The following is a 20,718-nucleotide window of genomic DNA, read 5'->3' as shown; positions in this document are numbered from 1 at the left end:
CCTGCTGGAGCCGATCGGAAACATCCCGCCCGTCGAAGCCGAGCAACGCTACTACGCCATGCTGGACGACGTCCCACTGGCTGCCTAATTTAAGAAAACTGGCCTCCGGCAATCCCGGGGCGGTTCAAACACCCTGGGTATCACCTGCCTTGGCAACGAGCCGAGGGATGTCTTCCATCAGCTGGTCCTTGGCGTCTTGACGCCCCAGATCGTCAAACAAGTAAAGAGAACCTTCGTCGCGCGGATTGTAACTGAGCATGTTGAGGCCGGGTCGCCCATAATGCGCTTGTTGCGATGCGTTGTTGTGAAGGATGTCGTTGTAAACCTGTCGCGCCCGGTAGGAATTTGCGAAATGGACGAACCAGTACCGCCAGCCGTTGGGGTTGTGGATCGAGAATGGGCTCACATAGGGGGCACTGGTACCAAGGGCTTCGAAGACTATGCGTTCGGCGGCGCCGAGCCACTCCTTCCGGCTCATTGCGCCTTCGAGCGCCACAAGGTCATTGGGCGCAAGGTCAAGGTAGCTGAGTTGTTGGGCCAGGAGTCTGGGATTGCTCTTGCGCAGGAAGGCAAGCAAGGCTTCGATCATGAAGGTATAGAATATCTCGACCGATCGGCGCGAGCGCATGATCGCCATGATGGTGCTCAGCTGAACGTGGCTGTGCCCGCACTGGTCCAGGTTGAAGACGACGTTGGTATAGCCATCGTTCGCAAGCAAGGTCTCGATCCGCGGGTAGACGACTTCAAACCGGCCATTGAGGTATTGAGTGCGAAGGTGAAGCTTGGGACATTCCTGGCGTGCCAGCGCCAGCGCAGGGGCCATGTTCTGCTTCAGGAGCTCGATGGCCTCGCTTTCTCCGTCGTTGAGGATGAGGAGGCACTCGATCTCGACGAGGGCGAGGCCCTCGGCGGCGCGCCGGATGTTGACCTCGTTGAGCGCGGTTCGAAGTACCTCGACGAAGATGAGCGGTGATCCTGGCGAACCGCACTTGTATTTGCCGGCTCCGGAAAAACCGTCGACGATCGAGAACCGGAACCTTGTCTGCTGGGGGTGCCCCAGGCGAACCCTCAGATATTGAGTGAAATACTCACGCAGGATCCGATGCTTGCGCCTCGAATGCTCCTCGAGCGTCGCACCGTCGGCCCATTCATACGCCTTTTCGACCATTCGCCCCTGATCGCCCTTTTTCAGATATGCATGTGTGCCACCTGGGGCATTTCATCCCAGGTTTGCCCCCGATATATGCGGCCATTCGCCTTCTTCGAGCGCCGCTTGTTGTCTTTCCCCCAGGTGCCCCATTGCTTGAAGAAGAAGGCGGTTTCGTAGTCGCAGCACTGATCGTGGATCTCGTCGATCCATTCCTCCCGGATCGGCCGGGCGGATCGCCCGCTCTCGCCGCCGACGATTGCCCAGTGGATTTCCGAAAGATCGATATCTCCGACGGGTCCGATCAGCGGCTCGAAGGAGATGAAGCGGATCGAGGCGGGAACCTGGCGCAGGTGCTCGATCCGGCTGACGGCGTCTGCGTCCTCGACACTGGTGCCGAGCCATACGTTGGGCAGAACCGCTCCGGGGAAGGTGCTGAGCAGCTGCGCCATGCGCTCGGGGCGCTTTGTGAGGATCTGGTAGGAGTGCCGCGGGGTCTCGCGCATCACTTGCCAGACGCGTACGATGAATTCATCGCTGACGTCGTCATGGAAGAGATCGCTCATCGAATTGACGAAGATCTTGCGCGGCTTTTTCCATTTGCGGGGAATGTTGAGCGAGGCGTGATCCTCACGGGCGATACCGGTCCAGATGGTCCGCTTGCCGCTCTTGCGCGTAAGGCCGGCATACTTTTCGATCTTCATCGCTTCGAGGCGGCGCGCCATCTCCATGGCATAGCAGTGGGTACAGCCTGCCGAGACGATCGTGCAGCCGGCGACCGGGTTCCAGGTTGCATCGGTCCATTCGATCTGCGTTTCAGCCAATTCCCTTCTCCCCCTTCGTCATTACCCGAGCAATGTCGGGACGATCCAAGGTTGCGGCCACAGCGGCGACTAGACCGGATGGTAGACGCACGTCAGGCCCCCGGGTCGTTCGGGTGGATAGCCAGGGTTGTGACGAAATTGGAAACATAGAGAAATCGCATTACGAGATAGGGTGCGCCTGCAATGCCAGCCTTGTTGACTCCTGTCACTTCGATAATCAACGGCTAGGTTATTCAGAGGTTTACTTTTTGGGAGGATGCGGAGTAGCCGGCGTGATCGCCTGTCATTCGACAGCGCCGAAATAGGCCGCGACCTTGGTCGTGCCCGGGCGCCGAGATTAAGTCGCGCACGGTTTCTGCGCTGCTCTCGTCAGCGGCTCCAGGCGATCGTTTGCGGCGCCTGAAACCTTGCAGGCGAGGGAAGGATGAGACGCTGAGCCTCGGTTTCGTGAGTGGCGGACCTGTGCGTGTGCCGCATTGCTTCCTTGCGCCAAGGCTGCCGGACGAGCTCAGGCTATTCCCCGCTTTCGAGGCGATCATCTCCGATACGATCTCGATCGATTAGCGATTACAAAGTCTGCCTTTCGGCACGGGCTGGCTCGCGCCCGTCCGCCTCAGCGCTGCACCCGGTAATCGTCATCCGGGACCTGCTTACGTCGCGCCCAGTCGAGGAATTTCACCGTTCCGGCTGAACGCAGTTCTGCCGCGATGCGCGCCAGCCTTCGAGAGCGGACACCATGCTTGGCAAGAACTGCCGGCCAGACGTCTCCATACCGGATCGAAGCTGGTGCCTCAGGGATCATGGCAAGCAGTGCGGCGCGCGCGGCCTGCTCCTGCTCCGCCATCCACTTGGTGGCAAATTCGTTGCCTGTCGGCGCACCCGCGAACATGTCGTTCATCAGTGTCGCCTGTGCCCGTCTGTCGGCCTTGAGCTGGTCTCGCACGATATCCTGGGCTTTCAGGGCGTCGTGCTGGCATTCGCGAAACACCTCGATCCCAACGTCGCTGCGCGTCGCATAGATGAGGGAGTAGAATGTGCGATCCTTGGTGGGATAGAGTACGGGCGTTTCCATGACGTAGGGATACCGGCCGAGCCGGGCAATCACCTCGCAGATGGCCGACACCAGGATATCCTTACGGATGTCAGCCGCCCGTTCCGAGGCACCAAGATCGCGTTCTGGCATTCGCTGACGCCAGTGTGTACGCGGGAGGAGGGCATCAAGGCCTGCTTGGATCGCGGGCTGTTCGATCGTGGCAAACCGGTTGATGAAGTCGAACATGAAGTTGAGCACGACCTCGGTGTTCGGCCTGCTGATGAGCGGCGCAACCGCGTTCATGTCGATCGTCCACCCCTTCGGATCCATCAGGATGAAAGTGAAGGCGCGTGGTGGGATCGTCGCCATCAGGTTCTTGATGTGCGGAACGAACTCGCCGTGGAAGGTCTTGATACGGATGTCCGGATAGAGGGGGATCACATCCTGCAGCCGGCGATAGGCCTCCGGATCGCGCTCGACGAGCAGCGCCGTCATGGTGACGTCCACCCCTTTTATGCGCTTCCATTCGGCCTTGGCTTTTCGGAGCGCTTCAAGTGCAATGCCGAACGAGGTGTCTTCGAAATTCTGACCCTGGTCTTTCCAGGGACCGCTAAAGCCGTCGATGTAGACGACATCCGGGTAAGCACTGGCGACCTTGAACACCAGCCGTTCGACATAGTCGGCCAGAAAGTGATGTTTCACATAGGCCTGTTCCCGGCCAGCGTAGTTCGACAGATCGGGACGCATCAGGCGGCTCGCGAAGCCACTGCGACGGGAAGGTCGTTCCACTCTCGCCCGTCGAGTTCCCGCCCGCCTGACTTCGGCCGGATCCCGCCCCACTGCTTGAAGAAAAAGGCGATGCCCTGGGCAGTGCACTGATCGCGGATCTCTCGCGCCCATTCAATCGCCATCGGTCGCGCTCCGGGCCCGCTCTCGCCGCCCGCAATGACCCAGTGGATTCCGAGAAGGTCGACCTCGCCGACAGCACCGATGAGCGGTTCGACGGATAGAAACCGAACGCCTGCAGGCGATTGGCGCAAATGCTCGATCCGCGCGCCTGAAGCGCCGTTCTCGACTGAAACTCCCAGCCAGATATGCGCCGGCGGTGTCGCGTCGCGGTATCGCCGTGTGAGGTAGTCGCGCATGCGCGAACTGCGCTTGGTTAGCACCTGGAACACGTGCCAGTCCGCCTTTTCCATGGTCTCGAACACACGGTCGATGAATTCGCCCGGAACCTTCTTGTGGAAGAGGTCACTCATCGAGTTGACGAAGATCATTCGTGGCCGCTTCCACGCTATTGGCTGTTCAAGGCGCTCAGGTCGCAGAACTAGATCGAAGCCGCGTTCAAATGGATGTCCGGCAACGTTGCGCCAGCGTTCGGAGAAACGTTCGGCGTAGCAGTTATCGCAGCCTGCGGTGATCTTCGTGCAACCGGTTACCGGGTTCCACGTCGCATCGGTCCATTCAATAGCGCTGCCGTCTGACATTCTTACCCCACAGGAACATATATGGAACAATGCCACATTTTTGCTTGCGTTGCAATGCTGATAGGCGGTGTCGCTGAAATGGGTGAACCCGTGGGAGTAAACTGGGACCAGCCATGATGTGCTACCTGCGGGGCCAAATACGGCACTGCATCAAAAGGCTGGACAGAAGACTGCACCGGACCAATTCGCTAAAATATGAAATTGCACTTGCAACGCGCGAGCCATGCGCAGAGGACCGTCCGCACCCGGGCAACCAAATTTGGCGGCTAAACGACCGACAGGGGCCGGCCGTGATAGGAAGGGCTTGGGACTAGGCGACGTTCATTACCTAGGGCGGAATGGCAGCTCACCGCAGCATACCGGTCATAGGACACTCGATTTCATTTTCGCCCGAATGAACGTTGTTCAGCATAAACTTCGCTCCAGTCATTTTTGAGACTGACCACCGTGATGCCAAATTCTTCCGCGCGATCGAGAGCCTCTGCTAAAGGGCTTACGGCAAAGTCCCGATCGTAAGCAAACTCCCGCTGTCCATCATCATGGTGAAGCAGAAGAGCCAGTCGCAGTCCGCTTCCCGATGACGTGTATCTGAGCATCGCGAGATCGCCGTCGGAGTTCCCAAATGCGAAGATCGGCCGGCGACCAATATGAAGAGCGATATTCTGCACCTTAGCTTCCCGGTCATCGAAGCTTTGCAATTCCGCAAGTTTCAGCAAGCCTATTTTCCCGTCGGAGACTTCCATTCGGGTCCTGACGCTTGACCCAACAACCTGCGAGCGAGCGATCCCGTAGACCTCTTCAGAGAATGCACGAATGAGGTCGATCCCCCCACCTGACACGATGAAAACGCGAAAGCCATTCTGCCTTAGATATTCCATGAGCTCGAGCTGCGGGCGATACACCAGATCGACGAAACGCTGCCCGTTTGTGGGATTTCTTGCGTGAACCAGCCAATCGCGTGCGTGGACGTGAAAATCGTCTTCAGTCATGCCCGCGTGCGTGGCCGAAGCGACTTCAAAAAAGCCCTGCTTTCCAACCTGCTTGATTCTCCCAATATCGTGCTCGAGGAACGCCTTGTATGGCTGGCGCTCTTTCAGGCCTGGATCTTCGGCCGCCATCTTTTGAAGCTGATCCCGCCCAAAAAAGAATTGGGTTTGAAGAGGCTGCTCGCACCACAGCGTGCCATCGTTATCGAAAGTCGCGATCCGATCTTCGGCCGGGACAAACTCACTTCCATTTACGTCGGTCACCCGTTCAACAAAACGAAGAATTGCAGTCTTTGCTGCTCCTTCAATCCAGGTGGAAAGTGGAGTTGTCATAGGTTTCTCCCGGAACCGGCTGAAAAGCTATACTCCTGAAGCGCGCCGCAACCCGGCGTGTCTCATTTGCTGCGATGCTGAAGCACCTCATCAATCATCTGATTGATGTCTCCTCGGATTCTCTCGGGATCGATGTTCTGTTTCAGCGTTCTTACTGCCTTGATTCCGTGCAAGGTATTCGGCTTCTCGTCCGACATGGTCGCCTCCACTTCTGCATCGAATCGTCAGAGAAGTTCACACGACCTCCAGCGGAAGGACCATCGGGGCTAATCCCTAATAGCGCGGGGCTTCCTCGGAGTTCGGCATGAAACCTGCACCCTGATAGAATGGCCAGAAATGTTGGCATTTGCTCCGCGCAGGCGTCGAAGTCTCAACATCTACGCCGTTCAAGGGAAAGGCGGCTTCCAGCCATCGACGACATTCAGGAGATTAACCGCTACGGCGACAATTGGTCGACACGCCCGGAATAGCTGCCGGTCCGCACCTAGGGATCGGCAATCGCCCATTGAACGACCGGAAGGGGTCGTTTTGGCAGAAAGCGAACGCCGCGACCTGGGACTTTCCGGCCGCTCGCAGAAGAGAGCCTTTTGCTCAGGCTGATATTGCGCGAATCCGAATGTGATTGCGCAAATCTCTACTTAGTTGCGCACTGACTCATTTAGTTGCGCGTTTCATGTTTCGCGCAACTAAGGAGCTTGTGTGGCACGGCCGATTCCCGAAGGCGATCTGGCAGCGATCGAGGCAGCAGTAGCGCAACATCCGAGCGGTGCATCAACTGCGCAGATTACTGAAGTTCTGGCCGCGCCTGGTGCCCGTCGCACTCTCCAATATCGCCTTCGTGCGCTGGTTGATGCCGGTCGCCTCCGGCTTGCCGGAGACGGGCGTGCCGCCCGTTACCATCTTGTTGGTGATGCTGTTGCCGAACCTGACGCGGCCGACATCGTCCCAATGTCGCCCGAAGGCAAAGCGGTCCTGGCCTATGTCCGCCAGCCTGTGGCGGCTCGCCTGCCGGTCGGTTATGATCGCGGCTTCCTGGATGGCTACCGGCCGAACGAAACATATTATCTCACCCAAGAGCATCGCGAACATCTGGCAGTGGTCGGCAAACCGCAGATCGAGGCCGCAGCCGCCGGAACCTACGCGAAGCAAATCATGAACAGGCTGCTGATCGACTTGGCGTGGAACTCAAGCCGGCTCGAAGGCAACACCTATTCGCTGCTCGACACCCGGCGGTTGCTCGATTTCGGGGAGGCTGCCGAGGGCCGCGGGCCACTCGAAGCGCAGATGATCCTCAACCACAAGGACGCGATTGAGTTTCTCGTCGCCAACGCCGACGATATCGGCTTCAATCGCTATACGATCCTCAATCTGCACGCGTTGCTCGCCAACAACCTGTTGGCCGACCCTACGGCGCTTGGTCGGTTACGTCACATTATCGTCGGCATCGACGGTTCGACATTCCATCCTCTGGGAGTGCCCGGCCTCATCGAGGAATGCTTTGATCAGATCCTCGCTACTGCTGCAGCCATTACGGATCCCTTCGAGCAAGCCTTCTTCGTCATGGTTCAACTTCCCTACCTTCAGCCCTTCGACGATGTGACCAAACGAGTCTCCCGACTCGCGGCCAACATTCCGATGATCAGGGCGAACCTTGCGCCGCTGTCGTTTACCGAGGTCCCAGGCGATCTCTACACGAGCGCTACGCTTGGCGTGTACGAACGCAACGACACGTCTCTGCTGCGTGACGTATTCCTCTGGGCCTATGAGCGATCAGCAGGACGCTATGCGGCCGTTCGCCAATCGACGGGTGAACCGGACCCCTTTCGCTTGCGCTACCGCGAAGGGTTGCGAGACATCATCCGCGATGTTGTGCGCGCCCCGATGAACCGAATGGCTGCGCGCGCGCACCTTGCCGAGATTGTGCGCGAGACCATTCCAACGGCAGATCAGGAGCAGTTTACCGAGGTTGCAGAGACAGAGTTGCTTGGCCTGCACGAGGGCAATTTCGCGCGCTACCAAGTCCGCCCTTCGGAATTCGCGGCATGGCGTCTGATCTGGAGCCCGGCATGAGCGCCCCGACAAATCTTCACCTGCGATCGACCGCTTTCCAGGCCTCAAGAAGGGCGCTCGGGCGTGACGTTGTATATGGCCAAACATGGGGGTTCAGCGTTCCGTCCGGGCCGCGGCAGTTCAGCACCAACGGCTGGCGGATTAACGCCAGATCGACGCTAGAACCAAGCGATTTGGTCGTGATTGTGGGAACCAAGGGTGCCGAGACCGATGAAGATGAATAAGGTCGCATTCTCGGATTGATGGAACCCACCCGGCATGTTGTCAGCTCGCTCGACTATGATCTGATCCGCGGGCTGCAGGATCTTGATTGCCGGCAACTATAAATGGCCCTTCGGGCTGGAGTTGGTTCATGCATGGCGTTTCGATGATCCGCGACCGCTGCTGACCGACATAACGACGCGACGGTTTCACATGGACTCGGCACAGGGAATTGTCCGGCTGGAGCCCGACGAGGCGGATTCGATCCTTGCGCTCCCAAGGGGCCGAAGTCGGGCTACTCAGTGCGATTGCCTCCCGCGCACGGGTGGAAGGGGCCGATGCGGCGCGACGCAAGGCCGCCCGGCCCCGACCACCAAGCGAACCGGCATCATGCACATGCGGCGGGCGCCGGCGTTCACTTATGCGATGCAGATCGAGGGAGCGAAGCAGTCAGTGATCAAGATCGGCTGGGCATTCGACTGGTTGCAGCGGGAGCGCACGTTCAATCATGCGGCGATGCCCGCTATCGGTGGGCTTCGCTACAAGACCAAGCTCCATCAACTGTTCAATACCGCGAGAGACGCTTTTCGAATGGAGCAGTGGCTTCTCAGACGTTTCAGCAACCGGCGACACGCCAACAATATCGAGATCGTCACGCCCCTCACGCTAACAGAACTGCAGAGCGCCCGGACTGACTATCTTGTGCATGCCGACCGATGTCACCGATGGCTTCTCCAAAGAGATGTAGAAGCTGGGAATTAGCCACGATTCGAACAATTGTTCGGATGAACTGGCCTGTCGATAGCGACAAACAAGGGAAATGCGTCCTGCCCTTGCGTCCGCTGGATAGCGGGCCGGTGTGGATCCAGCTCTCCTTCAAGGCGGGCGAGGGGCGACTGATCGCAAGAGGAGGAAATGAGGGCTTCAACGATAACACCTGACTGCACACTAACATAAACACTGTTACCGTGCATTTTGATGTTAGTGTTTAGGAATGAGCAGGAGGCCTCGTTGCTAAATGAGGCGCGGACCTATGTGGAGTATGTGCTCCAGACCGGCCTGCATGTCCGGGGCGGGATCGACATATCGACCCTACCGGCATTCCTTGGCGCCCGTTACAGCCTCATCGATGCAGAGATCCTTGGCCGATCCTGTATCCTGACCATCCAGACCGGCGAGCATGACGACACGCCTGCCACTTTAACGAAGCATCACGAGCTGTTGAAGAGGCGGTATCCAGATCGCCTGATCATTCTCTTGAGCGACCGTGTCAGCAATCACAACCGCCATCGCCTGATCGGCCACCATGTCGCCTTCATCGTACCGGGCAACCAGCTGTTCGTACCCGTACTGGCGATGGATCTTCGAGAGCATTTCCGAAGTGAGCGCGAACAGTCTCCCGAGGCGCTCACACCGACGGCACAGCTCATCATTCTGGCGTTCCTGCTCAACAAGATCGAAAGCGGCACGACGGCCTCCGCGCTTGCAAGCCTCTTTCGCTACAGTGCGATGAGCATGGGCCGGGCGATCAATGAGGTCGATACTCTGGGTCTGGTCTCCGTAGCCCCGCATGGTCGCTTCCGGGAGGTCCGGTTCGAGGTGTCGCGTTTTGCTCTCTGGGATCGTGTCAGGCCCTTGCTGCGCAGCCCGGTCCGTAAGCGTCGACGTGTCCGCGAGGTCACTGGCATCCCCGAAATGCTGCTCGCGGGGGAGACGGCCCTCGCAGAGCGTACCGACCTGTCCCATCCTCGGATTGAAACTCGTGCGATCGCGGCCAGTGCCTGGAAGGCGTTGGCCAAACGCTATGGCCTCGATCATCCTGCTGGCTGGCAGGAGGCCGAGATTGAACTTAAAACCTGGACATATGATCCTGCCTTGCTTGGAGAAGGCAACCTCGTTGACCCGATTTCGCTTTGGCTCAGCCTGCCGGAAACCAGTGACGACCGGATAGGCGCGGCGCGCGATGCCTTGCTGGGGCAGGTTGGACTGTGAAGGGGCTCGACATCTTCGGGGCCCACTTCGAGGGCTTCTCGCAGCAATATGTCTTGATCGGCGGCGGCGCCTGCGAGGTCGTGATGGAGGAAGTGGGGTTCGACTTCCGCGCTACGAAGGATATGACATCGTCATCCTCGTCGAAGCCCTCGACGCTGCTTTTGGAGAGCGGTTCTGGGCCTTCGTCAAGGAGGGCGGGTATCAGCACAGTGAACGCAGTTCTGGCGAAAGGGAATTCTACCGCTTCCAGAAACCGTCCGACAGCCGTTTCCCGGCAATGCTGGAGCTGTTCTCAAGGGCCCCCGATGCCATCACGCCGGCGGAGGAAGCGCTTTAACGCCGCTTCCCACAGGACTCCGCGCTTCCTGCCCTCGCGCCACCACATCCGTAGCAGTTCGAGCAACTGGGGCGAGAGCATGGCGTTGCGATCCTTGCCTCCCTTACCCTGTTCTACGCGGATCAGCATGCGGGTGCTGTCGATATCGTCGACCGTGAGGTGGGCGACCTCGGAAACGCGCAGGCCCGCACCATAAGCCACGCCCAGCGCCGCCAGGTACTTTATTCCCGGCGCCGACTGGTCCAACCGCACGGCCTCCTCGATGCTCAGCACTTCGGGAAGTCGCGGTACGATGCGAGTGATAAATAGGGCTTGCGACAGATCGCGTCGCTTGAGCGTGACGTTGAACAGGAAGCGCAGCGCTGACACGGCGCCGTTGATGCCCTTTAGCGGGCAATCGCTTTCCCGTCCAAGAGAAGGCTTGGCATGACAGCCTTGCTCTGCGAGGGCTCTCTTTATGCGAACTGACAAGGCCATGCTGCAGTGCGATCACAACTGCTGGCGGATAGAGCGAGCCGATCGTGCACGCGTCATCGTGGATGCGGACGATTACTTCAAGGCCGCCAGATCTGCGATGCTGAAGGCACAAAAGCAAATCCTTCTGGTGGGCTGGGATTTTGATGCCCGTATCCGGTTTGGCGAAGACACCGATGATGGCGGCCCGCCGCAAATCGGCGAATTCCTGAGTTGGCTGGTACGCCGTACGCCGGGGCTGCAGGTTTACATCCTGCGCTGGGACACGGGCGCGCTCAAGACCTTGTTTCATGCGCGCACCCTGATCCGTCTGGGGCGCTGGATCAGGGATCCGCAAATTCATCTCAGGCTCGATGGGCACCATCCCCCGGCAGGGTCTCATCACCAAAAGGTCGTGGTGATCGACAACGAGGTGGCGTTCTGTGGCGGCATCGACATGACCGTCGACAGATGGGACACCTCCGCGCATGCCGATGACGAGCCGAGACGGGTTGAACCTGACGGGACTGCTTACAAACCGTGGCACGATGTGACGACACTGTTGGAAGGGCCGGCCGCACGCGCCTCGGGCGATATGTGCCGCGGGCGCTGGGAGCTGGCCGGGGGTGGGAAGCTTTCGGAAGAGCAAGGACGCGGTCCTTGCTGGCCCGATGGCTTCGAGGCCGACTTTAAAGACGTGGATGTCGGCATCGCGCTGACCGTGCCGGAAATGGCGAAACAGGACCCGCGCCATGACATCGAGGCGCTTTACGTTGACCTTATCGTGCGCGCTCGCAAAAGCTTCTATGCCGAAAGCCAGTACTTCGCCTCGCGCAAGGTGGCGGAGGCTATCGCCAAACGGCTGGCTGAGCCCGATGGACCGGAATTTGTCATCGTACATCCCGTCAGCGCCGACGGGTGGCTTGAACCGATCGCCATGGATTCCGCCCGCGCGCGGTTGGTCGAGGCGCTGAATGCCAAGGATCCATACGGGCGCCTGCGGTTGTATCATCCCTACACTGCCGGGGGAGCGCCGATCTACGTCCATGCCAAAGTGACGGTCGTCGACGACGAAGTGCTGCGGGTAGGCTCCTCGAATTTCAACAATCGCTCCTTGCGGCTCGATACCGAATGCGATGTCGTCATCGATGCCGAGATGACCGTAGGGCAGGATGTGCGTAACAAGATCCTGGGCATCCGCGACGCGCTTTTGGCCGAGCATCTCGACACCGATTGCGAAACGATCGAGGCTACCGTCAGGGAAACGGGATCCCTGATCGCCGCGATCGAAAAACTGCGAGGGCTTGGCCGTTCCCTGCGTCCTTATGAGGAGCCGGAACTCGACGCCGTACGGGCATGGCTCGCCGATAACAAGGTGCTCGACCCCGAGGGGCCAGGGGAAATGTTCGAACCGCTGTCGCAGCGCACAGGTCTCCTGAAAAGGCTGCGGCCCGGCAAATTGCCCGTTCATGGCGAAGGCCGTTTGATCGATGCGGTGGCAGCTGGCGCAGGGGTACTGCTTGCAGTTGCTGCGGTATCCCTGCTGGTCAGGTCGTCAAGGCGATGACGAACTTTCCTTGAAGGACCCGGCGCACAACTAGCGACCTGGATTGTTAGCACCGAAGATGAGAAAGCAGACGGGCAGCAGCGGGGAACGGAAAATCGGAGGCTGAGTGTCCACAGAGGGTCGTTCGCAAAACGCGCAACGCCTTGGGCGTAGCCATTTCTATGGTCCTTAAATGACCCACGAAACGGTGGGATCGGTGTGAAAAGCAGTCATTGACGCGGCATCTGCATTCAACGATAAGTTTTCCATCGGGCAATGCGGGCGCCCGATCAGACGGCATCCGTCCAAGTCCGCTCCGTTTGCCGCGTCTGCGGTCGAGGAGCGTTTATGGATTACATGGGCACTGACAAGCGTCTCCCGTCGATCAGCCTTTCCACACTTTTTCTGAAGTTCCTTCGTTTTGGCTTCCTCGCCTTTGGCGGGCCTGTAGCCCAGATTGCCATGCTGCGTCAGTCACTGGTCGAGGAGGAGCGGTGGATTGACCGCTCCCGCTTCAACAAGCTGCTCGCGATCCTGCAAGTGCTCCCAGGACCTGAAGCCCACGAACTCTGCGTCCACCTCGGCATCGTTGCGCGGGGCCGGATTGGCGGGCTGTTGGCGGGGCTGGGTTTCATGCTGCCCGGATTCGCGCTGATGCTGCTAGCTGGCTGGGTCTATGTCACTTGGATAGCGGGACACGGAATGTGGAGCGGGCCGCTTCTGGGCGTCCAGATCGCTGTACTCGCGATCATCCTGCGCGCCGTTTTCCGGATTGGCGAGCATATCCTTGTGGATCGGCTGACATGGGCGATCGCCTCGGGCAGCGCGCTGTTCACACTGATGAATATGCCGTTCTGGTTGCCGCTCATTGCCGGCGCGGTAATTTATGCATTTGCTTACAGGCCCTGTCTGGCCGTCGCGTTCGCTGTCTTCACCGCAGGCCTGGCCGCCTGTCTCCATTTGCTCCCCGGCGGACAAGCGGCTCCCACCATCTCTCACGAGCCCACAACAGCCATTGCCCTCTTCATCGCCGGCCTAAAGGGCGGGCTGTTGACCTTTGGCGGTGCCTATTCCGCAATTCCCTATGTCCGCGCCGACACGGTGGGACGGGGCTGGTTGAGCGACGCCACCTTTCTCGACGGGATCGCGTTGGCAGGAATTCTTCCTGCTCCGCTCGTGATCTTCGCAACATTCGTCGGCTATGTTGCGGGCGCGCTCCCCGGCGCGCTGGCGATCACGGCGGGGATGTTCCTTCCTGCATTTGCCTTCTCGCTCATTTTCTACGAGCGGTTGGAAGCGATCGTCGATCATCCTGCGCTTCAACGAGCACTGGAGGGCGTTGCGGCTGCAGTGGTCGGCATCATCGCCGCTACATCCCTGCAGCTGGGTGAGGCTGCATGGTTGCGCATTTCCTCGCTGCCAATGGCGCTGACGCTGTTTTGCCTCGCCTTGATCGCCGCATGGCGCTTGAAGGGAGCATGGGTGACGCCCGCAATACTGGCCTCCGGCGCATTAGTCGGTGCCGTCGCTTCGCTATGATCGAGTTCCCGGGCCGCTTTTCGCCCCGAAATCTGAAGTATTTTTCAGATCATAACGCTCGTGCAATCTCGCTTCACGCCATGGAAGCTAGGCAAAAGTGGCCGTGTTAGCTGAAGTTCTTGAGACCGGGCCAAAGCTGTATGAGCGGCGGTCTTACCTTTTCGCAAAGTGCGATCACCTTGCCGTTCTCGTACGCCATTGCATATCGGGACCAAGTCTTGCCTAGCAGGGTCACATTTTCGCAGTAGGGCATGAGGGCAGCCGGATTGTCCTGAACGATGAGCAGATTGCGCGGGTTCTGACCACGCAGGCCCAACAGGAAATACTGGTTGTGGCCTGTAAGCGCGGGAGGCAGGTGCTGGCCGTAAATATCGAGCGCTGCAGCTTCACCGTAATTGTCGACTTTGATCCCCGTGTCCGCGCGCATCGAGACGGGAATGCGATCCCACGCTGCCTCAACCTGGTCGGTGAAATCGCGCCAGCCCAACTGGTCCGCAAAAACCTGCGGCAGGACGGTACCCTTGAAGCTGCGCTCCTGTTGCGCGGGAGCGAAGCCGACCCGGCCGATATAGCTGGCGAGCGTCGCTGGAGAGAGAACCGGTAGCGCCATCGGGACGACAAGTGCGGAAATGACGACGGCGCAAGCCATTGCGATACCGGCGATCGCCTTGCCAGGGCGCCCCATGGCAAGCGGGGCGAGCGTAACTGCGCCGATCACGAAAAGTGAGGGATAGACCGGGGCCAGATAATAGTCCTTGCCGTGGCCCAACCTGACGATGATCACCACGACGATTGCCCCGATGCCTACAAAGCGCAGGTCCCTCAGTCGGGCGACCAGAAATGGTGCGATAAGTCCAGCGATGCACAATGGAGCGAACAAAGGATTCATCACAAAGGCTTGATTGACCATGAAAGGCGCCAGCGCCACATCCACGTTCTTTCCTTTGGCTGCCGCGCCCAGTTCGAGGAAAGGAAACCCGTGAAGGAGTTGCCACGCGAACGAGGGAGCTGCGATCACGGCGGCAATTGCCGCACCCACCCAGAACGCAGGGCGCTGCAAGATGCGCCGCTCGGGCGTAAGTAACAGACCGATTGTCAGTCCGACTATCCAGAACACCATCGCGTACTTGATCTCAAGCGCTACCCCCGCAACCAGACCGGCAAGCGCTAAGGCGCGGTTGTCGTTCTCCCGGAGCGCTTTGGTCAGCAGGTAAGCGATAACGGTACACGCCAGCGGATCGAACGTTGATGTGTTGAGCGTGGCGGCCATGCCCATAAGCATCGGTGCGATGGCGCATGAAAGCGCGGTCAATGCTATGGCGAGGCCGCTCCCACCCAGCAGGCGGGCAAAGCGAACCGCCAGCCAGACCAGCAATCCGGCAGCTAGGCTCAGGACCTGTTAAATTGCTTGCGGAGATGGAGATTGATTGATTCAATGGCGGCGCGAGGAGGCGTGGCCATGAGTGATCTGATCTGGCTTTCGGAGGCGCAGATGCGCCGGATCGAACCGTATTTTCCGTTATCGCATGGCGTGCCTCGGGTAGATGACCGTCGGATCGTCAGCGGTATCATCTTCGTGATCAGGAACGGTTTGCGATGGCGCGATGCGCCCGCCGAGTATGGTCCGCCCAAGACGATCTACAATCGCTTCATCCGATGGAGCCGGCTCGGAGTATTCAACAAGATCTTTTCCGCTCTTTCGGCGAAAGGCGGCAGGCCCGACCAGCTGATGATCGATGCGACGCATCTCAAGGCACACCGGACAGCGGCCAGCCTGCTCAAAAAGGGGCTGTTCCCAGACGTATCGGACGCACCAAGGGCGGCCTGAATTCCAAGCTCCATGCCGTATGCGACGGCCAGGGCAGACCGTTGGTCATGCTCCTGAGCGAGGGACAGATGAGCGACTACAAAGGCGCAGCCCTGATGCTCGACGCCTTGCCCCGCGCCAAAGCCCTGCTCGGCGATCGAGGCTATGACGCCGACTGGTTCCGTCAGGCGCTCGCACAGCGCGACATCGCTGCCTGCATCCCGTCAAAGAAGAACCGAAAGGTCCCGATCCCACACGATGCCGTCCTATATCGCCAGCGCCACAAGATCGAGAACATGTTCGGCAGGCTCAAGGACTGGCGACGCATCCATACCCGCTACGATCGATGTGCGCACACATTCATGTCTGCCATCTGCATCGCCGCAACTCTCATCTTTTGGATCAATCAATGAGTCCTGAGCCTAGTGCTGCAGGCAGTCGCACGCCCCAGGCACCAAGTCCCAGCTTGAACAGCGCGGCGGCCATCAACGGCACGGCCGGCGGCTGATCCACATATCCGAAGGCGGGATGTTGCCCGCACACGATGAAGTATAACTCGTCCCTGAAAAGGTCGTACCGCGCGCCAAGCCAAGCGTGGGCGATGAAAACGACCAGCGCTGGAATCAACGCTGCCGGATCGCCGAGTATCCGGGACTTTCTCGCCTCTGCCATCATGAACGTGAACACCCTCATTTTAAACTGCTGCCTGTTGGGAAATGGCAGGATTAGCGGCCTATCCTGCTGGGTTGGGTGGCAGGTCATTCCTGAATGCTGCGCGACGCCGGCTCGCCAATGGGGCCACGATAAACAACATCTTGCTAGGAATACCATTCCAGGGCCCACATTCTACACCTTCTCTATCAACTGATGTTGTCGATCCACCGGCGACTTGAATGGCAGGTCATTGGAACCTCATTAGTCATAGTCAGGGGCGCACTACCGCCCGACCGCTCAATGGGCAGGGAATCGCAGATTCGGGAGCGGCGGCCATTCAAGCGCGCGCCGGAAAACGGCGTGAGTCGGTCGCGACCTGTCGGTTACCGGCCAGTCCGAACCTGGGAACGCTAAATCGGCGGCTGAACGACCGGGAAGGGTCGGTTCCGTTGAAGTCGAACGCCGGATCGTGAGGACTTTCCCGCCGCAACGAGCATACCCACGAGCGGCGAGTACCGCTTAATGCGACCGGTCGCTGATCTGTGACAGTCGGTTGCGCGACGAACAAGCCGGGGCGTTTTCTTCCTGAATGCTATCGGATGCCGCCTTGAGGGAAGCAGTCCTTTCGCTATGACGCTCTTGTAACTCATCAGGACGCTAGGTTATCGCACCGAGGCTGGCCATGCCTGTCTGGCGCTCAAACCGGCTAAGCTTTTCCCAATTCTCCGATTGCGATCAAGTTCATTAGGTTGCTACTGCCCAATATCCATTATTCGATGGCTGTCTCGCAGCCCGTAAAATTCACCTACTGGGCGGCATACGAGGTCGAAGCAGGGGTCTTTTCGTCAAGGGGATAACTTGAAGACAGGGTATGTTGCAGCCGCATTGATCACCGCCATGGCGTTAGGCCATGGCGCGGCCTTGGCGCAGAAACCAGAAAACGTACTAAAACCAACATCGCCTTGGACCGTGTCACCGGCGCAGGACAGTTGCATCCTCTCGCGGCAGTTCGCGGGAGCAAAGGATAATCTGCTTTTGCGCATGCGCTCTTTCTCGCCAGGATACAATTTCGACTTCACCCTCGCCGGGCCCCCAGTGTCGAAGTTCAGATCGGCGCGGGACATATTCATTGCTTATGGGTCAGGCGCTCCGCTGCCATTCTTGCCGCTCGCCTCTGGCGTGCTGGAGGCACATGGCCCGGCAATCATTTTCAATAGCAATATGTCGTTAGGCCAGCTTGAAGAAGCAGATCAAGCCTACCCCGACGCTGCATTGGAAGGCAGCATTCGCCGGATCAGCATCAGCGTCGGCAAGCAGGATCTGGTTTTGGATACAGGATCGATTGGACCAACGATGAACGCAATGCGTAATTGCACAGACGAACTGCTCGCAAGCTGGGGCCTGGACCCAAATGTTCAGGCGAACCTATCCCGTCCTGTCAAGGCGCTGAACTCCGACGCCGTGAATGCATTGATCACAGCCGACGACCCGCCACAAGCAGTTCGGAGCCTAGGTGGGATTGCGCGCCTACACCTACGCGTAATGGTCAACGCAACCGGGGCGCCGACGGAATGCAAGACATTGCCGACCGATGGCGTTCCTGGGTTCGAAGTCAATGCATGTGATATCGTGATGAAAAACGCCCGCTATTCCCCCGCTCTTAACGAGCATCAGCAGCCCGTGCCGTCCTATTTTATGACAGCGATTGTCTTCGCCACCCCGGAATTTTTTCGCCCACGATAGGAGCTCTTGCGCGCGTTGTATGATCGAGACAAGGAACGCCCGCTTTTGCGGAGCCGGTCAGCTACCTGAGAACGGCTAAGTTGGCGCGACACTTGGTCGGCGTTTATCGGGAAGAAAGAGAAGGACAACCTCGGCAAGAGCGAGCAGGCCGAACTCGTCGCACTCGGCAAGCTGCTGTTCGCGCATTACGGAGATCCCTCATGAGTGTCTTTGAAAGCATCAAGCAGGGACTGACCGAGGCTCTTGCCTTTGCCGAAGGCAAGGACGCTGGAGCGGTCGTCCACCGAGTGGAAGTTCCCGTCGTCGACGTAGCGGCAATCCGAGCCAGCACCGGTTTGTCTCAGGGCGCATTCGCTCGCAGCATTGGCGTAGCCAAGGGCACACTGCTGAACTGGGAACACGGGCGCCGCCGCCCTACCGGCCCCGCTCAGGTGCTGCTGGCGATGATCGCAAAGCGGCCTTCACTGGTTCGTGAACTCCTACGCTAATCATGGCCATTGGATAAGCCTGCGATCCGTGTCCACTGGCAGTCGGCGAGTTGAGCGCTGCGGCGAGGAAGGCGGGGCCTGTTCTGATGCGTCCCACCTGATGCCGTCATGGCCTTAGGAGATGTGTCATGGGATTATCAGAATTTGATCCCGCCGCTCGCGAGCGAGTTTCGTGGAACGCCGGGCGCAAGGTGGGCGCGAAGCGCGCGCTCAAACTCCGCCAAATCTGGGCCGTAAGCTTTTTTCTCGACCAACATGGACGGGTTCGAGATCGGGCCCTGTTCGATCTCGCTATCGATAGCACGTCGTGCGTGCTGGGACCTGGTGAAGATCAAGATCAGCGCTATTGCGTGTAACGGGAAAAACCCGAACCACTGTGTTCAGCAAAAGACTGGCAGACCCGTCCAGTTCGAGCTGATGGACGATACTCGCGCGAGCCTGCTCACATGGCTTGAACTCCGCGGTGGATCGCTCGATGACTTTGTCTTCCCCAGTCGCACGGATCACACTGAGCATATCAGCACGGCGCCGCTTCCCGCCCTGCGCCAGGCGAAGTAGGCTGGTGAAATCTGCCGAATTCGTTTCACGGGAACCAAGCCGACCGCGCCGTTCAGGAGTTCCACATCGTGCTGCGCCGGAGCTGTACGATCTGGATCGAGCAGCGGTAAGTGACAAGGCGGTACGATCTTGACCCGGACGGCTGCAATTATCATATTTTCGATGACGCTTCGTCCGTCACACAGAGGAGAGTTGGAAGAAAGGAGGCAATTCAATGTCCCTCACCAAATTTCGTCATCCCTATGAACCCGTCGAACGTCCGCAACTCGAACCGGAGGTGAAACAGGCGATTCTCGCTTCGTGGGCCTCGGAGGCGCCTCTGGTAGCTAGCCGGGCCAATTTTTGGCGACCGTCCGGGAAATCACGAGGTGTCAGCTTTGACGACATCATGTCAGGTATGCGCACGCATGATGGGTCGGGAGTATAACTATGTCGGAGAGACTCTTCAGCCTGTTCCGGAAAGAGCGCGAGCGCCTGGAAATCGCCATTGCAATTGCCCAAGCCAAAGGGGCCGAAGGCCAGGAGGATGCTCGACGCCTGCAGGCGCTGCACCGGGCTGTGAATGATCAGATCAAGAGCTGGACACGCGATCTGCAGGCTTCTGAGGATACCTATCGCAGATCCGCCGCGTAGGTGCGGTCGGATCAATGAGGTGTCTTCAATCCTGCGAACGCATCGGCCTAAATCAGAACCCGCTCACCTAAGGTCATGATCGTGCCGGCGTCATGAACGCACTGCGATGAAAAAGGTCCGCGTATGCCGTGGAGCCACGACGGCATCATTGCCGCTTGGCCCAGGGCGGCGGACCAGCTGATGCAAACACGATGTCCGTCGCAAATCCGAGCCTGAGCTACTCCTTTTGGATGAGCTGCAGGGTTAACCCTGATTATAGATCGACGGGAATTTATAGGGCAGGAAATCTCCGCGACCCGAGGAACGAGCTTTTCGCGAATCCTTTTACACAACTGCCCCGCCCCGGCCCCGCTGGGGCGGGGCGTTTTTCGCTGGTCGCTGTTTGCCGGGCGATAGGAAAAGCGATCACCGCCTTCGCGAGTTATGATTTCTAAAATCCCTGGCAAGGCTCTACGGAGGCCTTAAATCCCGTCGGGTCGCACCAAGGGGGCACCGGTGAGTGTCAAAACGCACCACCGGCGCGAACCACGGCGACGGCGATGTCAAAGAAGCATTTGGGCGCACACGATCTTTAGTTTGCAGCGATTATAACGCCTGACTCCGCGCGGGCTGAAGACGCTGGGCGGGGATGTAGCGGAGCCTTAACCTTCCTCCCAGAAGGCGAAGAGCCGCTCGTGCCTGATCTCGCCCAATCGGCGCAGGTCCTAGATCATGCCGAATGGAGAGCGCTTCTCGAGCGACTGCCACGCGTACTGATGCTTGTCGCGCGACATTCAGGGTGAGAAAGCGCGACAAACATGATGAGAATCCTGCGTTCCGGGATTGGCGAAGGGCGTAGCCCGTAGCCGATGCCGGAACGCAGGAGGCGCCTTTTGAAGGGTGCCTGT

19 protein-coding genes and 1 pseudogene are annotated in these 20,718 nt (G+C 59.0%); 11 read left to right on the top strand and 9 right to left on the bottom strand.

The window, feature by feature from the left end; translation table 11 throughout:
- Positions 1 to 124: 124 nt before the first annotated feature.
- From ACI3K3_RS23460 to ACI3K3_RS23435, 6 genes are all read right to left on the bottom strand, one after another.
- On the bottom strand, positions 125 to 1,168 hold the full coding sequence (locus tag ACI3K3_RS23460) for a three-Cys-motif partner protein TcmP (RefSeq protein WP_404918172.1): 1,044 nt from the start codon (positions 1,166 to 1,168) through the stop codon (positions 125 to 127).
- A gap of 20 nt (positions 1,169 to 1,188) precedes the next feature.
- Positions 1,189 to 1,971, bottom strand: coding sequence for a DUF5131 family protein (locus tag ACI3K3_RS23455; protein WP_404918170.1), 783 nt, complete (start codon positions 1,969 to 1,971; stop codon positions 1,189 to 1,191).
- Positions 1,972 to 2,584: 613 nt separating this feature from the next.
- The gene (gene tcmP, locus ACI3K3_RS23450) at positions 2,585 to 3,751 is read right to left on the bottom strand and encodes a three-Cys-motif partner protein TcmP (protein ID WP_404918168.1); all 1,167 of its coding nucleotides are present in this window, start codon (positions 3,749 to 3,751) and stop codon (positions 2,585 to 2,587) included.
- Positions 3,751 to 4,491, bottom strand: coding sequence for a DUF5131 family protein (locus ACI3K3_RS23445; protein ID WP_404918166.1), 741 nt, complete (start codon positions 4,489 to 4,491; stop codon positions 3,751 to 3,753). The genes tcmP and ACI3K3_RS23445 overlap by 1 nt, the downstream gene beginning before the upstream one ends.
- A gap of 380 nt (positions 4,492 to 4,871) precedes the next feature.
- Complete coding sequence (locus tag ACI3K3_RS23440; protein WP_404918164.1) at positions 4,872 to 5,810, bottom strand: HAD family hydrolase; 939 nt, start codon at positions 5,808 to 5,810, stop codon at positions 4,872 to 4,874.
- A gap of 62 nt (positions 5,811 to 5,872) precedes the next feature.
- Positions 5,873 to 6,007 (bottom strand): hypothetical protein, encoded by a 135-nt coding sequence (locus ACI3K3_RS23435; protein ID WP_404918162.1) that lies wholly within the window; start codon positions 6,005 to 6,007, stop codon positions 5,873 to 5,875.
- 502 nt (positions 6,008 to 6,509) lie between these two features.
- Between ACI3K3_RS23435 and ACI3K3_RS23430 the strand changes: the two genes are divergently transcribed.
- The 4 genes from ACI3K3_RS23430 (at position 6,510) to ACI3K3_RS23415 (ending at position 10,073) form a co-directional block, all read left to right on the top strand.
- Positions 6,510 to 7,880, top strand: a complete 1,371-nt coding sequence (locus tag ACI3K3_RS23430; RefSeq protein WP_404918160.1) for a Fic family protein — start codon at positions 6,510 to 6,512, stop codon at positions 7,878 to 7,880.
- A gap of 627 nt (positions 7,881 to 8,507) precedes the next feature.
- Positions 8,508 to 8,843, top strand: a complete 336-nt coding sequence (locus tag ACI3K3_RS23425; protein ID WP_404918158.1) for a hypothetical protein — start codon at positions 8,508 to 8,510, stop codon at positions 8,841 to 8,843.
- A 23-nt stretch (positions 8,844 to 8,866) separates the two neighbouring features.
- Positions 8,867 to 9,022: a hypothetical protein gene (locus tag ACI3K3_RS23420; RefSeq protein WP_404918156.1), complete on the top strand. Its 156-nt coding sequence runs from the start codon at positions 8,867 to 8,869 to the stop codon at positions 9,020 to 9,022.
- A 70-nt stretch (positions 9,023 to 9,092) separates the two neighbouring features.
- On the top strand, positions 9,093 to 10,073 hold the full coding sequence (locus ACI3K3_RS23415; protein ID WP_404918154.1) for a hypothetical protein: 981 nt from the start codon (positions 9,093 to 9,095) through the stop codon (positions 10,071 to 10,073).
- Between the two features lie 292 nt (positions 10,074 to 10,365).
- Here the strand turns inward: ACI3K3_RS23415 and ACI3K3_RS23410 are convergent, their stop codons facing one another.
- Positions 10,366 to 10,779 carry a tyrosine-type recombinase/integrase gene (locus tag ACI3K3_RS23410; protein WP_404918152.1) on the bottom strand — a complete coding sequence of 138 codons (414 nt, stop codon included), beginning with the start codon at positions 10,777 to 10,779 and terminating at the stop codon, positions 10,366 to 10,368.
- Positions 10,780 to 10,867: 88 nt separating this feature from the next.
- Between ACI3K3_RS23410 and ACI3K3_RS23405 the strand changes: the two genes are divergently transcribed.
- Together ACI3K3_RS23405 and chrA are read left to right on the top strand one after the other, a co-directional pair.
- On the top strand, positions 10,868 to 12,430 hold the full coding sequence (locus ACI3K3_RS23405; RefSeq protein WP_404918150.1) for a phospholipase D-like domain-containing protein: 1,563 nt from the start codon (positions 10,868 to 10,870) through the stop codon (positions 12,428 to 12,430).
- Positions 12,431 to 12,757: 327 nt separating this feature from the next.
- Positions 12,758 to 13,948 (top strand): chromate efflux transporter, encoded by a 1,191-nt coding sequence (gene chrA, locus ACI3K3_RS23400; RefSeq protein WP_404918148.1) that lies wholly within the window; start codon positions 12,758 to 12,760, stop codon positions 13,946 to 13,948.
- A gap of 106 nt (positions 13,949 to 14,054) precedes the next feature.
- On the opposite strand, the gene ACI3K3_RS23395 is transcribed toward chrA, so the two are convergent.
- Complete coding sequence (locus ACI3K3_RS23395) at positions 14,055 to 15,323, bottom strand: ArnT family glycosyltransferase (RefSeq protein ID WP_404918146.1); 1,269 nt, start codon at positions 15,321 to 15,323, stop codon at positions 14,055 to 14,057.
- Between the two features lie 84 nt (positions 15,324 to 15,407).
- On the opposite strand from ACI3K3_RS23395, the gene ACI3K3_RS23390 reads away from it, so the two are divergent.
- A protein-coding gene (locus ACI3K3_RS23390) for an IS5 family transposase (RefSeq protein ID WP_404918144.1) occupies positions 15,408 to 16,168 on the top strand; the annotation gives its coding sequence in 2 pieces (ribosomal slippage) (positions 15,408 to 15,741 and positions 15,741 to 16,168; 762 coding nt in all).
- Here the strand turns inward: ACI3K3_RS23390 and ACI3K3_RS23385 are convergent.
- Positions 16,158 to 16,448, bottom strand: a complete 291-nt coding sequence (locus tag ACI3K3_RS23385) for a hypothetical protein (protein ID WP_404918142.1) — start codon at positions 16,446 to 16,448, stop codon at positions 16,158 to 16,160. The two genes, ACI3K3_RS23390 and ACI3K3_RS23385, sit on opposite strands and share 11 nt — an antisense overlap.
- 819 nt (positions 16,449 to 17,267) lie before the next feature.
- On the opposite strand from ACI3K3_RS23385, the gene ACI3K3_RS23380 reads away from it, so the two are divergent.
- The 4 genes and pseudogenes from ACI3K3_RS23380 (at position 17,268) to ACI3K3_RS23365 (ending at position 19,831) form a co-directional block, all read left to right on the top strand.
- The gene (locus ACI3K3_RS23380; protein WP_404918140.1) at positions 17,268 to 18,152 is read left to right on the top strand and encodes an energy transducer TonB; all 885 of its coding nucleotides are present in this window, start codon (positions 17,268 to 17,270) and stop codon (positions 18,150 to 18,152) included.
- 200 nt (positions 18,153 to 18,352) lie between these two features.
- Positions 18,353 to 18,640 (top strand): helix-turn-helix domain-containing protein, encoded by a 288-nt coding sequence (locus ACI3K3_RS23375; RefSeq protein WP_404918138.1) that lies wholly within the window; start codon positions 18,353 to 18,355, stop codon positions 18,638 to 18,640.
- A gap of 128 nt (positions 18,641 to 18,768) precedes the next feature.
- Positions 18,769 to 19,165, top strand: a pseudogene (locus tag ACI3K3_RS23370) (integrase); the annotation flags it as partial.
- Between the two features lie 462 nt (positions 19,166 to 19,627).
- A complete protein-coding gene (locus ACI3K3_RS23365; protein ID WP_404918136.1) occupies positions 19,628 to 19,831 on the top strand; it encodes a hypothetical protein in 204 nt (67 codons plus the stop codon).
- Positions 19,832 to 20,718: the final 887 nt, after the last annotated feature.

Origin of the sequence: Novosphingobium sp. ZW T3_23 (assembly GCF_044987305.1) — a bacterium.
GTDB lineage: Bacteria > Pseudomonadota > Alphaproteobacteria > Sphingomonadales > Sphingomonadaceae > Novosphingobium.
The sequence above is the reverse complement of the archived record's forward strand: the minus strand, read 5'-3'. Positions and strand labels throughout refer to the sequence as shown.

Excerpts from the sequence above, each read along its gene's own strand:
- ACI3K3_RS23460 (WP_404918172.1), bottom strand. The coding sequence starts at position 1,168 with ATGGTCGAAAAGGCGTATGAATGGGCCGACGGTGCGACGCTCGAGGAG.
- tcmP (WP_404918168.1), bottom strand. The coding sequence starts at position 3,751 with ATGCGTCCCGATCTGTCGAACTACGCTGGCCGGGAACAGGCCTATGTG.
- ACI3K3_RS23445 (WP_404918166.1), bottom strand. The coding sequence starts at position 4,491 with ATGTCAGACGGCAGCGCTATTGAATGGACCGATGCGACGTGGAACCCG.
- ACI3K3_RS23440 (WP_404918164.1), bottom strand. The coding sequence starts at position 5,810 with ATGACAACTCCACTTTCCACCTGGATTGAAGGAGCAGCAAAGACTGCA.
- ACI3K3_RS23435 (WP_404918162.1), bottom strand. The coding sequence starts at position 6,007 with ATGTCGGACGAGAAGCCGAATACCTTGCACGGAATCAAGGCAGTAAGA.
- ACI3K3_RS23425 (WP_404918158.1), top strand. The coding sequence starts at position 8,508 with ATGCAGATCGAGGGAGCGAAGCAGTCAGTGATCAAGATCGGCTGGGCA.
- ACI3K3_RS23420 (WP_404918156.1), top strand. The coding sequence starts at position 8,867 with ATGAACTGGCCTGTCGATAGCGACAAACAAGGGAAATGCGTCCTGCCC.
- ACI3K3_RS23405 (WP_404918150.1), top strand. The coding sequence starts at position 10,868 with ATGCGAACTGACAAGGCCATGCTGCAGTGCGATCACAACTGCTGGCGG.
- chrA (WP_404918148.1), top strand. The coding sequence starts at position 12,758 with ATGGATTACATGGGCACTGACAAGCGTCTCCCGTCGATCAGCCTTTCC.
- ACI3K3_RS23385 (WP_404918142.1), bottom strand. The coding sequence starts at position 16,448 with ATGAGGGTGTTCACGTTCATGATGGCAGAGGCGAGAAAGTCCCGGATA.
- ACI3K3_RS23375 (WP_404918138.1), top strand. The coding sequence starts at position 18,353 with ATGAGTGTCTTTGAAAGCATCAAGCAGGGACTGACCGAGGCTCTTGCC.
- ACI3K3_RS23365 (WP_404918136.1), top strand. The coding sequence starts at position 19,628 with ATGTCGGAGAGACTCTTCAGCCTGTTCCGGAAAGAGCGCGAGCGCCTG.